The sequence below is a fragment of the Ancylobacter sp. TS-1 genome (assembly GCF_009223885.1).
Lineage (GTDB): Bacteria > Pseudomonadota > Alphaproteobacteria > Rhizobiales > Xanthobacteraceae > Ancylobacter.
Map to the genome: position 1 here is coordinate 3,622,881 of NZ_CP045144.1, position 13,449 is coordinate 3,636,329.

Genomic DNA, 13,449 nt, shown 5'->3' on the forward strand with positions numbered 1-13,449 from the left:
GCAGGGAGGCCTCAATAGACTTCGCGGTATTTACGCCGGAGCACGAAGGCAATGATGTTGAAGGTGAGGGTCATCAGGAACAGCGTCAGCCCGGCGGCGAAGATCGTCAGATAGGCGATCGAGTCGTGCGGCACATCGCCAAGGCTGATCTGCACGATGTAGGCCGTGATGGTGGCGGCGCCCTCCAGGGGATTGAGCGCGATCTTCGCCTGCTGTCCCGCAGCGATCGCGACCACCATCGTCTCGCCGACCGCGCGCGACATGCCGAGCATGTAGGCTGCGGTAATGCCCGAGAGGGCTCCCGGTATCACCATCTTCACGCCGGTCTGCATCCGCGTGTAGCCGAGCGCATACGCGCCCTCGCGCAGCGTGTTCGGCACCGCGCGCATCGCATCCTCACTGACTGAGACGATGTAGGGAAGAATCATGATTCCCATGACAACGCCGGGAACCAGAAGATTGAAGCCGGCAAGGCCGGGGATGAAGGTCTGGAACAGCGGCGTCAGGAAGAGCAGGGCGAAGTAGCCGAAGGCCACGGTGGGCACGCCGGCAATGAGCTCCAGAAACGGCTTGATGATTTCCCGCAAAGTCGGCGGGGCGAATTCACTGAGATAGATGGCGAGAATGGTTCCCGCCGGAATCGCGACCACCAGGGCGATGCCGGACGTCATCAGGGTCCCCGACACCAGGGTCATGATGCCGAAGTGCTTGTCCTGGAAAACGGGCGTCCACTGCGTGTCCGTCAGGAAGTCGACCATCGACACCTGAGCGAAGAAGCGCACGCTCTCGCTCACCAGAACATAGACGATACCCATGGTCACGAGCACGGAAACGAAAGCCGCTCCAAACATGATGGCGCGCATCGCCCGGTCGATCAGGCGACGGCGCGCCAGGAAGCGCGGGGAGACGAGAAGCGGCATCAGGGTCGTGGAGGCGGGCACTGTACCATTCCGGTTGTTGAGGGTACGGACCGGGAGCGTTCACCGCTCCCGGTCCGAGCGGCATCAATAGACGAGCTTTTCCTTGAGCAAATCCTCGACCGACACGCCGACCTTGGAGCCGGTGAAGCCGGTGCCGATCTCGCGCTTGGCGAAGCGCTCCTGGAAGGCTTTGAGCGCGGCTTCGGGCAGCGGCACGTAGCCGACTTCCTTGACCAGTTCGACGGCGTGCTTCGGGTCCTGGTAGAACTCGACGAACTTCGCGACTTCCGGCTTGGCCTCGGCCGCCTTCTTGCTCACATAGATGAAGATCGGGCGCGACAGTGGCTGGTACTTGCCGGTGCGGGCATTCTCGACGTTCGGCTCGACTGCAGGAGCGGAGTCATTGAGCTTGATCTTGACCGCCTTCAGCTTGTCGGCGTTTTCCTCGAAATAGGCGAGGCCGAAGAAGCCCAGCGCATTCGGGTCGCCGGCAACGCCCTGCACCAGCACGTTGTCGTCCTCGGAGGCCGTGAAGTCGCCACGGCTCGAGTGCTCCTTGCCGACGATGGCGGCGGTGAAATAGTCGTAGGTGCCGGAATCCACGCCGGCCCCGTACAGCACGAGCGGCTTGTCGGGGAAGCTGGAGCGCACCTGCTTCCAGTTGGTGATCTTGCCCTGGGCTTCCGGCTGCCAGATCGTCTTCAACTCGGCAACCGTCATCTCCGACGCCCAGTCATTGGACGGATGCACGATCACGGTGAGCGCATCGAGCGCCACCGGAAGCTCGATATACTCGACACCCGCTTCCTTGCAGGCCTTCTGCTCGGCTGCGGTGATCGGGCGCGAGGCATTGGAGATGTCGGTCTCGCCACGGCAGAATTTCTTGAAACCGCCGCCAGTTCCTGAAAGGCCGACTGTCACCTTGATGTTCGGATTAGCCTTCTGGAATTCCTCGGCCATCGCCTCGGTCACTGGAAAGACGGTCGAGGAGCCATCGGCCTGGACAACGGCCTGTGCGCTGGCGCCATGGAACGCGCCGCTGACCGCGAGCAGCGCGAGCGCGCCAGCCATGGTGATTGTCTTCATCGCTCACTCCCGTTTGAAGCTGAACCTAGGGAGGCCCCCCCCCCGATACGGCGCTGTCCTAGAGTTGCTCTGTTACAAGTGTGTGACAGAGCCGTCTCGGTTCTTAATTGCTCTGAATAGACGAATCTAAGTTCCGAACCTAAACGTTAACAAATCGCGGATTATCAATAGTTTATGTATTAAATATTTTTATATATAATATGAAAATCGACATTTAGGTTGATCAATAACATAAACATGCCGCAATACATCAGAATGGATCGCGGGTACGTGTTCGGCGAAATGCCTCCAATAACTGTATGAGGGACGCGGAACTTGGCAGCAGCCACCCCGTCGCCGCTGAATCTGCGAGATGATGTTCGCATTATACGTCGAAAATTCTCGACAAAAAGAAATGTCTTCCCGTGTCATGGGGGTGTCGCATATCACTTCTAACCATTCGTCGATCTATCCCGACGGATTGATTTTTAAGGGTGTTCCGATGCGCCGCTCCTCCCTTGCCCTGATTGCTGCAGCTCTGCTGATCCTCGTGTCGGGCGCGCGCGCCGACGAATTGAGTGGTGCGGGCTCGACCTTTGCCTATCCGATCATGTGGAAATGGTCGGAGGTCTATCGCCAATCCACCGGGACGATCGTTGCCTACCAGTCAATCGGCTCCTCCGGCGGCGTGAACCGGATCAGCAACAAGGCGACCGACTTTGGCGCCTCCGACAAGCCGCTGAAGCCGGAGGAACTTGAACGGCTTGGCCTCGGCCAGTTTCCGATCGTGTTCGGTGGCGTGGTGCCGGTCGTGAACATCGACGGCGTCGCGCCCGGCACGATGCGGTTTACGGGTGGCGTGCTGGCGGACATCTATATGGGCAAGATCACCAAATGGTCGGATCCCGCGCTCAAGGCACTCAACCCGGATCTTTCTTTGCCGGATAGCCTGATTGCCGTAATCCATCGCTCGGACGGGTCTGGAACCACCTTCAACTGGGTGTCCTACCTCTCCAAGACGAGCCCGGAATGGAAGCAGGAGCTCGGCGAGGGCAGTTCCGTCGCCTGGCCGGTCGGCAGTGGCGCGCGTGGCAATGAAGGTGTCTCCCTCGCCGTTCAGCGGACACCGAACGCGATCGGTTATGTCGAGTTCACCTATGTGACGCAGGCCAAGCTCACCTATGGCCTGGTGGAGAACCGTGCCGGCCATTTTATCGCCCCGAGCGCCGCCTCGTTCCAGGCCGCGGCGCTCGGCGTGGACTGGACGAAGACGCGCGATTTCTTCGCCACGATTAATGATTCCGAGGCTCCCGAGGCTTACCCGATCGCCGCCACCACTTTCGTTCTGATGTACAAGTCGCCAGCCAATCCCGCGCGCAACCGGACAGGCCTGGCCTTCTTCGACTTTGCGCTTGGCGCCGGCAGCGAATATGCATCGCAGCTCGGCTATGTTCCGCTGCCTGAGCCGCTGGTGCAGCAGGTGAAGAACTATTGGGCGGCGACGTTCAAGAGCGGAAGCTGACGCACGGAACAGGGACGGATAGATGCAAAGCCAGTCGAAGGATGTGAAGCGGCTCGTGTCGGACGATGCGGTCGAGATGTTCGACGTGCTGGCCCAGCCGACCCGCTTTGATGCCTTCCGCCTGCTGCTGCGCTATGCGCCCTTCGGGCTGAACGCCGGGGATGTCGCCCGCCTGCTGGCCGTGCCGCACAACACGATGTCGACCCATCTCGCCCAATTGGAGCGGGCAGGTCTGGTGGCGTCGCGCCGCGAGGGCCGGTCGATCATCTATGCCGCGAAGACGGGGAGGGCGGCGGCGGTTCTAGAGTTGCTGCTCAGTGAATTGCCGGCCCAGGCCGATGCGGGCGCCGGGTTTCCGCGCCTGCGTCCGGGGGAGCCGGCGGAGCGCCGCTACAATGTGCTGCTCGTCTGCTCGCACAATTCGGCGCGCTCGATCATGGCCGAGGCGGTGCTGAACCGCGAGGGGCGCGGACGTTTTCGCGCCTTCTCCGCCGGCAGCGTCCCGCGCGACACACCGCATCCCCTGGCGCTCGATCTGTTGCGTTCGCTCGGCTACACGACCGACGATCTGCGGTCCAAGAGCTGGGACGAGTTTGCCGGGCGCGCCGTCGAGCCGATGGACTTCGTGATCACTGTCTGCGACGCTGCCGCGGGCGAGAGCTGTCCACTTTTCCCCGGCCATCCCCTGACCGCGCATTGGGGTCTTTCCGACCCCGCCGCATCCGGCGGAACGGAGACAGAGTTGCGGGCGGCGTTCATCAGCACGTACCGGCAGATCGCGGCCCGCATGTCCGCCTTCGTCAACCTGCCGCTCGAGGCCCTCGACCTTGCCAGCTTGAAGGCTCGCCTCGGCGATATTTCGGTGATGGACGGCGCCACCGAGATGACACTGGCTGCACGTGCGGCCTGAATGCGACGAACTGTGATCTATTTTGTAGTCAAACCGTCACAGAACACAATTAGTGACGTGATCAGCGAATGTTGCTCGGGAGAGATGCATGTCACTGATCCGGCGTTTACTCAGAGTGTCCGGTCTTTCCATTACGTTGACGATGGCGGGAGTTGGCATTTCACATGCCGAATTCAAGCTTGATCCGCGCTTTACGGATACGAATGGCGACATGGTCGCCGATGCGCCCACGGATGCTGCCAAGCAGATCGATCCCGACACGCTGATCTTCGCTTATACACCGGTGGAGGACCCGGCCGTCTATGCCAAGGTGTGGCAGGAATTCCTAGACCACCTCGCCAAGACCACGGGTAAGAAGGTGCAGTTCTTTCCTGTGCAGTCCAACGCTGCCCAGCTCGAGGCGATGCGTGCTGGCCGCCTTCACGTCGCCGGCTTCAATACCGGCTCGAATCCGATTGCGGTGGCCTGCGCCGGCTTCGTGCCCTTCACCATGATGGCCTCGAAGCAGGGTGCGTTCGGCTACGAGATGGAAATCATCACCTATCCTGGCTCGGGCGTCACAAAGGTCGAGGACATCAAGGGCAAGAAGATGGCCTTTACCTCCGAGACCTCGAACTCGGGTTACAAGGCGCCGTCGGCGCTTTTGCGCACCGAGTTCAATCTGGAGGCCGGCAAGGACTATGAGCCGGTCTTCTCCGGCAAGCACGACAACTCCATTCTCGGCGTCGCCAACAAGGATTATCCTGCGGCGGCGATCGCCAACTCCGTGATGAAACGCATGGTCGCCCGCGGCGTCATCAAGCCCGAGCAGGTCGTCACCATCTACAAGTCGCAGACCTTCCCGACGACCGGCTATGGCTATGTCTACAACCTCAAGCCCGAGCTGGCCGAGAAGGTGAAGGAGGCATTCCGCACCTTCAACTGGGAGGGGACGGCGCTGCTCAAGGAGTTCCAGACCTCCGAGCCGCCGCAGGAAGCTTTCATCCCGATCACCTTCAAGGACAATTGGGCGGTGATCCGCCAGATCGATGCCGCGATGGGTGTCAGCTACGACTGCAAGTGACAGGCACCAATCGAGGTTTGTGACCATGCTGCGGATCGAGGGTCTTTCCAAACGCTATGCCAAGGGCGACAGGGCTCTCGATCACATAGATCTGCAAGTGCCGGCCGGTCAGGTCGTCGGCCTGATCGGTCCTTCCGGCGCCGGCAAGTCCACGCTCATCCGCTGCGTGAACCGGCTTGTTGAGCCGACCGAGGGGACGATACGCCTCGGCGATATTGAACTGACGGCGCTAGGTCGGGCCGGGCTTCGCCGAGCCCGGCGCCGCATGGGCATGATTTTTCAGGAATACGCTTTGGTCGAGCGGCTCTCGGTGATGGAGAACGTGCTGTCCGGCCGCCTCGGCTATGTTGGCTTTTGGCGTGCCTGGTTCCGGCGCTTCCCCCAGGCCGACATCGACCGGGCCTTTGCGGTGCTCGACCGCGTCGGCCTGATGGACCATGTCGATAAGCGTGCCGATGAACTTTCCGGCGGCCAGCGGCAGCGTGTCGGCATTGCCCGCGCGCTGGTGCAGGAGCCCGATATTCTCTTGGTGGACGAGCCCACTGCCAGCCTCGATCCGAAGACCTCGCGTCAGATCATGCGCCTCATCGTCGAGATCTGCGCCGAGCGTAATCTGGCCGCGATCGTCAACATCCATGATGTCGCCCTCGCTCAGATGTTCGTGCAGCGCATTGTCGGCCTGCGCGCCGGTCGTGTGGTGTTCGACGGACCGCCCGAGAGCCTCGACCCCGAAGCCCTGACGGCGATCTATGGCGAGGAAGACTGGTCCAAGACGATGACGCGGGAGGAAGAGGCTGAGGACAGTGCGCATGCCGCCGCCTCCGAGCAGTTGCGCGGCGTCCGCGCGCCGCTGATCGCGGAAGCGCTTTGATGTCCGACGCCGTTCGTCCGCGCCGCTGGCGTCCTGCGCCACTGATCGCCAATCCCTGGCTGCGCCACGGCCTGACGCTGGGCGCTGTGATCTATCTCGCGCTGGCGCTGGGGACCATCGACGTCAATTGGGCCCGTGTCATCGACGGCCTTGATCGGGGCGCGCGTTTCATCGCCGGCTTCCTGCAGCCGAACTTCTCGGCGCGCTGGGACGACATCGTCCAGGGCATGATCGAGAGCCTGACCATGACGGTGACATCCACCGTCGCCGGCATCGCCATTTCCATCCCCATCGGCATCGGGGCCGCCCGCAATATCGTGCCGCGTCCGGTCTATTATGTGTGCCGGTCGATCATTGCGGTGTCGCGGTCGCTGCAGGAGATCATCGTCGCGATCTTCCTGGTCGCCATGGTCGGCTTCGGACCGTTCGCCGGCTTCCTCACCCTGTCCTTCGCGACCATCGGCTTCCTCTCGAAGCTGCTTGCCGAAGACATCGAGGATATCGACCCGGCCTCGGTGGAGGCCATCCGCGCCACCGGCTCGGGCTGGTTTTCGATGCTGTCCTATGGCGTGCTGCCCCAGGTGATGCCCCGGCTGATCGGCCTGTCGCTGTATCGGCTGGACATTAATTTCCGCGAGTCGGCAGTGGTGGGCATCGTCGGCGCCGGCGGCATCGGCGCGACGCTGAATACCGCGATAGATCGCTATGAGTTCGATAGTGCGGCGGCCATTCTCCTTCTCATCATCGGCATCGTGATGGTGAGCGAGTACACGTCGAGCATCATTCGCAAAAGGGTGCAGTGATGGCGGTGCAGCACCTTGCCAATGGGCGTTTCGCCTGGCAGCGGCGGACCCCCAAGGCCGAATGGCTCAGCTGGCTGGCCTGGCTTGCGGGCGTCGCGCTCACCGTCTTCTGCTGGCGCGTGATGACGGAAAATACGATATGGGATTATGTCTGGGACGCGCCGACGCAGGCGGCCGACATTGGCGGGCGCATGGTGCCGCCGCGGTGGAGCTACTTTCCCAACATCATCAAACCGCTCTGGGACACGCTGAACATTGCCACGCTCGGCACCCTGCTCGCGGTGTTCATCTCGGTGCCGATCGCGTTTCTGGCGGCGCGCAACACCACGCCGAGCGTCGCCTTCGTGCGTCCGCTGGCGATCTTCGTGATCGTCTCGTCGCGCTCGATCAACGCCATCATCTGGGCGCTGCTGCTGGTCTCCATTCTTGGCCCGGGCATTCTCGCCGGCATCATCGCCATCGCGCTGCGCTCGATCGGCTTTATCGGAAAGCTGCTCTATGAGGCGATCGAGGAAATCGACGCCAAGCAGGTCGAGGCCATCACCGCCACCGGCGCCTCCGGCCCGCAAACGCTGGCCTACGCCATCGTTCCGCAGATCATGCCCGCCTTCGCCGGCATCACGGTGTTCCGCTGGGACATCAACATCCGCGAATCCACCGTGCTCGGGCTGGTGGGCGCCGGCGGCATCGGCCTCAATCTCGAAAGCTCGCTCAACACGCTGGCCTGGCCGCAGGTGACGCTGATCCTTCTCGTCATCCTCGGCACGGTGGTCGTCAGCGAATGGATTTCGGCACGCATCCGCCACGCCATCATCTGATGAATCAAGCTCTCTCCGCTTTCACGGCGCTCCCGGCGGCTCGTCGCCCATCAGCCCCGGCGGATGCTGCCGGCGCCACTGCCCACTAGGTGAGATCAGTCGGCAGGCGCATAACAGCCGTCGATCCGAGGCACGGCGACAGGAGAGCTTTTCATGAACGCCACCGATTATGATGTCATCGTCATTGGCGGTGGTCAGGCTGGCCTCGCCACCGCCTATTATCTGCGCCGGGCGGGTCTGAGCTTCGTCATCCTCGATGCGGGCGAGGCGGCGGGCGGTGCCTGGGTTCACACCTGGGATTCGCTGCACCTGTTCTCCCCGGCGGCGTTCAGCTCATTGCCCGGCTGGCCGATGCCAGCGGGAGACAGCGACGCCTTTCCGACCCGCGACGCGGTGATCGACTATCTCACCCGCTATGAGCAGCGCTACGGCTTCGCGATCGAGCGTCCCTGCGTCGTCGAGGCCGTAGAGCCTGTCATGGACGGCTTGCAGGTCCGATTGACGACAGGCCGCCGCTTGACGACCAGCGCCGTCGTCAGCGCGACAGGCACATGGTCGGCTCCCTTCGTTCCCACCTATCCCGGTCAGGATCAGTTCCGGGGAATTCAGCTTCACTCCGCCTTCTATCAAAGTCCGGAGCCGTTCCGGGACAAGCGTGTGCTGGTCATTGGCGGCGGCAATTCGGGCGCGCAGATTTTCGCCGAGCTTGCGCCCGTCGCGGCCGCGACCTGGGTGACACTTCAGGAGCCGGTCTTTCTGCCCGATGATGTCGATGGGCGGGTGCTTTTCGAGCGCGCCAGCGCGCGCGTCCGTGGCGAGGACGGCCCCGCAGGTTTCGGCGACATCGTGATGGTACCGCCGGTCAAGGCGGCGCGCGATCGCGGCATCCTCCATGCGGTTCGGCCGTTCGAGCGCTTCACCCCCGACGGCGTGATCTGGCCCGATGGGACGGCGAGCCCCGTCGGTGCCGTGATCTGGTGCACGGGTTTTCGGCCGGAGACCGCACATTTGCAGCTTCTGGGTTGTGTGGAGTCCGATGGTCGAATTGAGGTCGTCGATCAGCGCGCGGTGGCCCAGCCGCGCCTGTGGCTTGCCGGTTATGGCAATTGGACGGGCGCTGCTTCCGCGACGCTGATCGGCGCCGGACGAACGGCGCGCGAGCTGGCTCCCCGGATCTCGGATGCCCTGGTATCCGAGATCCGCCACGCTCCGGTTGCCTGAAGCGCAGGCGCGCACGTTGGCGCTGAAGAATTCGACGAGGCCGGGCGTCCCGCGCCGCGATGCCCGGGATCAGCCGCCCGTCACGCTCATGTGGCGGCGCACGGCGGGGGCCTGGCCGGTGCGCTCGATGACGAAATCATGCCCCTTGGGCTTGCGGAAGATGGCGTCGTCCAGCGCCGCGTGCAGGGTCTCGTCGCTCTCGGAGGCGCGGAGGGGGCTGCGAAGGTCCGCCGCGTCGTCCTGACCCAGGCACATATAGAGCGTGCCGGTGCAGGTGACCCGCACCCGGTTGCAGCCCTCGCAGAAATTATGCGTCAGCGGGGTGATGAGGCCGAGCCGCCCGCCGGTCTCCTTGATCGAGACATAGCGTGCCGGCCCGCCGGTGCGGAAGGCGATGTCCTCCAGCGTCCAGTGCTGCGCCAGCCGCTCGCGCACGGTGGAGAGCGGCAGATACTGGTCGAGGCGCTCTGCCCCGGTGTCCCCCAGCGGCATCACCTCGATCAGCGAGATGTCCATGCCCCGGCCATGCGCCCATTCGATCAGCGCGGGGATCTCGTCCTCGTTCTCGCCGGCCAGCGCCACCGCGTTGAGCTTCACATGGATGCCGGCCGCCTGCGCCGCGTCGATGCCGGCGAGCACCTTGTTGAGGTCGCCCCAGCGGGTCAGCGCGCGGAACTTCGCCGGGTCCAGCGTGTCGAGCGAGACATTGATGCGCTTGACGCCGCAGGCGGCCAGCTCGCGGGCGAAGCGGGCGAGCTGCGAGCCGTTGGTGGTGAGCGTCAGCTCCTCCAGCGCGCCTGAATCCAGGTGGCGCGAGAGCGAGCGGAACAGGGTCATCACGTCGCGGCGCACCAGCGGCTCGCCGCCGGTCAGGCGCAGCTTCCTCACGCCGCGCGCGACGAAGGCCGAGCACAGCCGGTCGAGTTCCTCCAGCGTCAGCAGCTCGGGCTTGGGCAGGAACGTCATATGTTCCGCCATGCAGTACACGCAGCGGAAGTCGCAGCGGTCCGTCACCGAAACGCGCAGATAGGTCACCGCGCGGCCGAACGTGTCGACCAGCGGGGCGCGCGCAACGAGGCGCTCCGCGCCGACGGCGGAGGAAAGTCGGAGATTCATCAGGGGTCTCCAGGAAACCGCAGCGGCCTAAGGCAGGAAGACGGGCCGCCGCCTGTGGGGCGACGGCCCGTCGCCGTCAGGAGATGTATTCCTTCGACTTGAAGGTCAGGTGCAGAACGGACTTGGGTGCGTCGGCAATCTTGCGGATGCTGCCCCAGGTCTGCTTGTAGTTGGGAATGACGAACTCGTTGACACCCGCCGACACGACATTGCCCTGCACGCCGGTGGGATAGCCGAACAGCATGAAGGCCTGCTTGCGTCTGGCCGTCGGCGTCGGATAGGCCATGGCCTGGGTCGAGCCGTTGTCATTGTAGACCTCGACGAGATCGCCGTTTTTCAAGCCGAGGTCGGCCATGTCATCCGGGTTCATCTCGATGAACGGGTACGGCCAGCGGTCCATGACGAACTCGTTCTCGGTGTCGAGATAGGCGCTCTGCCACACCAGATTGGCCCGGCCATTGTTGATCAGGAACGGGAATTTGTCCTTCTCGGCCTGCTTGCCGGGCGCCTCCAGACCCCGCCACTGCGTCGCGGCGAAGACCGCCTTGCCGTCCGGCTTGTTGAATTTTCCGTCCGCGAACAGGCGCTTGGTGCCGACGATCCTGCCATCCTGCACGCCGGTCGCCGGCTCCTGGAAGCCGTTTGTTCCCATTGCCCGCAGCAGGTCATAGGTGACGAACTCGCCGCCCTTCTCATGGCCGTGATAGCCGTCCATAAAGGCGTCTTCCTCGGTCTTCCAGTCGAAGCCGGAGAATTTCGCCGCCATGTCGGTCTTGCCCATCTCGCCGAGCACGCGCTGCATGTGGTTGGCGATCCGTGCCGCGATCAGGCAGTCCGGCATGGCAACGCCGGGCGGGTCCATATAGCGCTCGGTGAGCCGCATGCGCCGTTCGCCATTCATCGAGGTGAGGTTCATCTCGCCCGAGGTCGCCGCCGGCAGCATGACGTGGGCCGCCTCGCCGACCTTGGTCGGGACGATGTCCACGTCGACGGAAAACAGCCCTCCCTTGCGTATCGCGTCCATGATCGCCGCGACCATGGCGGGCCGATCGCCATAGGGAACAGCGTTCATGGCATCCTTCACCAGATCGGTGCGCTTCTTGTAGACGCGCTTGAACTCCAGTGCGTTCAGCGTCGTCTTGTAGTGGTCGCAGCCCCAGATGTGATGGACGCCGCCCTTGCCCTCGATCAAGAGCTTGTCGACATAGGCGGCGGGGCGGCCGACATGGGCGTCGGAGGGGCGGGAATAGCCTTCCTGATGACCGCCCATGCGCACGCAGCCGCCGCCCGGACGACCAATATTACCGGTCGCCAGCGCGAGGTTCACCAGCGACTGGTTGGTGCGGTAATTGTCGTTGCCCCAGATGAGGCCTTTCTCATAGGCGAACATGGTGCGGCGGCGGGCGCCGCCGATCTTGGGCTCGGCGATCCAGGTAATCGCCTTGACGATGTCGGCCTCGGAAAGGCCGGTGATCTCCGCCGCCTCGGCAATCGAGACCTTGTTGGCGGCGACCGCCTTGTCGAAGTCTTTCGTGGACGCGCCGATGAATTCCCGGTCGATCCAGCCCTTTTCCGCCGCATAGGTGAACCAGGCGTTGAACAACGCGAGGTCGGTGCCGGAATTGAGCGCGAGATGAAGCACGTTGTCCTTGCCCGCCTCCACTTCGCAGGCATTGACCGTCACTGTGCGGCGCGGATCGACGATGACCACCCGGCCCTGAGCCACCGGCTCGCTGCCGAACTCGGCCTTCTTTTTGTCCATCGAGGTGCCGCGCAAATTCGGCACCCAATGGTTCAGGAAGTAGTTGGTCTGGGTTTCCAGCGCGTTGGTGCCGACGGCCACGATGGTGTCGGCGAGCTGGGCGTCCTCATAGCAATTGTTCAGTTCGCCGACGCCCATGTCGCGCGAGCCGTGAACCTCGGAATTGTAGGCCGGGCGGTTGTGGATGCGGATGTTCTTGACCTTCATCGCCCCAAAATAGAGCTTGCCGGTGCCCCAGGTGTTCTCATAGCCGCCGCCGGCGCCGCCATGGTCGAAAGCGGAGACGAACAGCCCATCCTCGCCCTGTTCGGCGATCACGGCCGATGTCACCCGGGCGACGAGGTCGAGCGCGTCGTCCCAGCTGGTCGGTTGCAGCTGGCCGTAGCGCCAGACCAGCGGATCGGTAAGGCGCTGGAGCTGCGTGTTGCGTTGGCGCGAATAGCTCATCTCCGCGATGCGCGCGCCGCGCACCGATCCGAGGCCGGAGTTCACCGAGCATTCGCGGTCGGGCTTGATGACGATGTGCACATCTCGGCCGTCCTGGCGGACAATGTTGTACATGGACGGGGCGTACCAGGCCGGGGTGTCCGCCCCCTGCTGCTCGGCGAGGTCGACGCCGAACGCGTTGTCTGCCGGGGCGGTACCGCCCTCATAACGGGCGTCCCAGCTATAGGCCTTGTAGCCACAGCCGACGATGCAGTAGTGACAGACGACGTTGTGGACCTTGGCGTTGGCCGGGACGATGGGCAGCCGGCCTATCTGGCGCTTGTAAGCCATTGTTTCCTCCCTCAGAGCACGTTCGATAGGCGGCCGTACAGAAGCTCGTCGACGCCTTCGGCGTAGATGTCGCCCTTGTCGTCGATCCGCAGCGCGTATTGGGGAAGGTTCTGCGTCGCCTGCCCCCAGACCTGCTGCCCACCCTTTTCGCAGTCGAAGCGCGAGTAATGGCCGGGGCAGTTCAGCGTCTTGTCGCCGGCGGAATAGGCCAGCGGAAATCCCTTGTGCGGGCAGACGGTCGAAAACCCGACAATGTCGCCCTCAGGCCCGGCGCCGCCCGGTACGGGCGTGCCGAGCTTCAGCAGGACGCCCGGCGCATCCTCGTCGGGATAGGCGACATCCAGCGGCTCATTGGTCGTGAGGTCCTTGACGTTGGCCAGCCGGTTCGCCGGGTATTTGACCAGCGCGGCTGCCGCTTCGGCCGCCTTGGCCTGCGCCGGCAGCACGGTTGCTGCGGCCGCTCCGGCGGTCATTACGCCGGCACCCGTCAGAAACTGGCGGCGGCCGGCATCTACGAGGCTTTGGCACCTCTTCATATTCGCTCCCTCCCATCATGCAGTGTCCGCGTGCGGAAGACAGCGCTTTGCAGGAGGTGGGCCAG

General features: G+C 63.6%; 12 protein-coding genes. 7 read left to right on the top strand and 5 right to left on the bottom strand.

The genetic code is table 11. The annotated features are described in order from the left end of the window. Window positions 1-11: 11 nt before the first annotated feature. Both pstC and GBB76_RS17040 read right to left on the bottom strand, forming a co-directional pair. Window positions 12-941 carry a phosphate ABC transporter permease subunit PstC gene (pstC, locus tag GBB76_RS17035; protein WP_246668968.1) on the bottom strand — a complete coding sequence of 310 codons (930 nt, stop codon included), beginning with the start codon at window positions 939-941 and terminating at the stop codon, window positions 12-14. A 63-nt stretch (window positions 942-1,004) separates the two neighbouring features. Continuing rightward, window positions 1,005-2,006 (bottom strand): PstS family phosphate ABC transporter substrate-binding protein, encoded by a 1,002-nt coding sequence (locus tag GBB76_RS17040; protein ID WP_152304400.1) that lies wholly within the window; start codon window positions 2,004-2,006, stop codon window positions 1,005-1,007. Between the two features lie 481 nt (window positions 2,007-2,487). Here GBB76_RS17040 and pstS point away from each other — a divergent pair, with 481 nt between their 5' ends. From pstS to GBB76_RS17075, 7 genes are all read left to right on the top strand, one after another. Further along, window positions 2,488-3,507 (top strand): phosphate ABC transporter substrate-binding protein PstS, encoded by a 1,020-nt coding sequence (gene pstS, locus GBB76_RS17045; protein WP_152304946.1) that lies wholly within the window; start codon window positions 2,488-2,490, stop codon window positions 3,505-3,507. A 22-nt stretch (window positions 3,508-3,529) separates the two neighbouring features. Then, window positions 3,530-4,417 carry a metalloregulator ArsR/SmtB family transcription factor gene (locus tag GBB76_RS17050; protein ID WP_152304401.1) on the top strand — a complete coding sequence of 296 codons (888 nt, stop codon included), beginning with the start codon at window positions 3,530-3,532 and terminating at the stop codon, window positions 4,415-4,417. An 88-nt stretch (window positions 4,418-4,505) separates the two neighbouring features. After that, window positions 4,506-5,480: a phosphate/phosphite/phosphonate ABC transporter substrate-binding protein gene (gene phnD / locus GBB76_RS17055; protein WP_202911124.1), complete on the top strand. Its 975-nt coding sequence runs from the start codon at window positions 4,506-4,508 to the stop codon at window positions 5,478-5,480. Between the two features lie 25 nt (window positions 5,481-5,505). Beyond that, a complete protein-coding gene (phnC, locus tag GBB76_RS17060) occupies window positions 5,506-6,351 on the top strand; it encodes a phosphonate ABC transporter ATP-binding protein (protein WP_152304402.1) in 846 nt (281 codons plus the stop codon). After that, the gene (phnE, locus tag GBB76_RS17065; RefSeq protein ID WP_152304403.1) at window positions 6,351-7,154 is read left to right on the top strand and encodes a phosphonate ABC transporter, permease protein PhnE; all 804 of its coding nucleotides are present in this window, start codon (window positions 6,351-6,353) and stop codon (window positions 7,152-7,154) included. Before phnC ends, phnE (GBB76_RS17065) begins: the two co-directional genes overlap by 1 nt. Further along, window positions 7,154-7,972, top strand: coding sequence for a phosphonate ABC transporter, permease protein PhnE (phnE, locus tag GBB76_RS17070; RefSeq protein WP_152304404.1), 819 nt, complete (start codon window positions 7,154-7,156; stop codon window positions 7,970-7,972). The genes phnE (GBB76_RS17065) and phnE (GBB76_RS17070) overlap by 1 nt, the downstream gene beginning before the upstream one ends. A gap of 153 nt (window positions 7,973-8,125) precedes the next feature. After that, window positions 8,126-9,193 (top strand): ArsO family NAD(P)H-dependent flavin-containing monooxygenase, encoded by a 1,068-nt coding sequence (locus tag GBB76_RS17075; protein ID WP_152304405.1) that lies wholly within the window; start codon window positions 8,126-8,128, stop codon window positions 9,191-9,193. A 69-nt stretch (window positions 9,194-9,262) separates the two neighbouring features. On the opposite strand, the gene moaA is transcribed toward GBB76_RS17075, so the two are convergent. From moaA to GBB76_RS17090, 3 genes are all read right to left on the bottom strand, one after another. Next, window positions 9,263-10,309, bottom strand: coding sequence for a GTP 3',8-cyclase MoaA (gene moaA / locus GBB76_RS17080; protein ID WP_152304406.1), 1,047 nt, complete (start codon window positions 10,307-10,309; stop codon window positions 9,263-9,265). A gap of 76 nt (window positions 10,310-10,385) precedes the next feature. Then, on the bottom strand, window positions 10,386-12,848 hold the full coding sequence (locus GBB76_RS17085) for an arsenate reductase (azurin) large subunit (RefSeq protein ID WP_152304407.1): 2,463 nt from the start codon (window positions 12,846-12,848) through the stop codon (window positions 10,386-10,388). Between the two features lie 11 nt (window positions 12,849-12,859). Beyond that, a complete protein-coding gene (locus GBB76_RS17090; protein WP_152304408.1) occupies window positions 12,860-13,384 on the bottom strand; it encodes an arsenate reductase (azurin) small subunit in 525 nt (174 codons plus the stop codon). Window positions 13,385-13,449: the final 65 nt, after the last annotated feature.

Coding starts and splice junctions, on each gene's coding strand:
- GBB76_RS17040 (WP_152304400.1), bottom strand. CDS start 2,006: ATGAAGACAATCACCATGGCTGGCGCGCTCGCGCTGCTCGCGGTCAGC.
- pstS (WP_152304946.1), top strand. CDS start 2,488: ATGCGCCGCTCCTCCCTTGCCCTGATTGCTGCAGCTCTGCTGATCCTC.
- GBB76_RS17050 (WP_152304401.1), top strand. CDS start 3,530: ATGCAAAGCCAGTCGAAGGATGTGAAGCGGCTCGTGTCGGACGATGCG.
- phnD (WP_202911124.1), top strand. CDS start 4,506: ATGTCACTGATCCGGCGTTTACTCAGAGTGTCCGGTCTTTCCATTACG.
- phnC (WP_152304402.1), top strand. CDS start 5,506: ATGCTGCGGATCGAGGGTCTTTCCAAACGCTATGCCAAGGGCGACAGG.
- phnE (WP_152304403.1), top strand. CDS start 6,351: ATGTCCGACGCCGTTCGTCCGCGCCGCTGGCGTCCTGCGCCACTGATC.
- phnE (WP_152304404.1), top strand. CDS start 7,154: ATGGCGGTGCAGCACCTTGCCAATGGGCGTTTCGCCTGGCAGCGGCGG.
- GBB76_RS17075 (WP_152304405.1), top strand. CDS start 8,126: ATGAACGCCACCGATTATGATGTCATCGTCATTGGCGGTGGTCAGGCT.
- moaA (WP_152304406.1), bottom strand. CDS start 10,309: ATGAATCTCCGACTTTCCTCCGCCGTCGGCGCGGAGCGCCTCGTTGCG.
- GBB76_RS17085 (WP_152304407.1), bottom strand. CDS start 12,848: ATGGCTTACAAGCGCCAGATAGGCCGGCTGCCCATCGTCCCGGCCAAC.
- GBB76_RS17090 (WP_152304408.1), bottom strand. CDS start 13,384: ATGAAGAGGTGCCAAAGCCTCGTAGATGCCGGCCGCCGCCAGTTTCTG.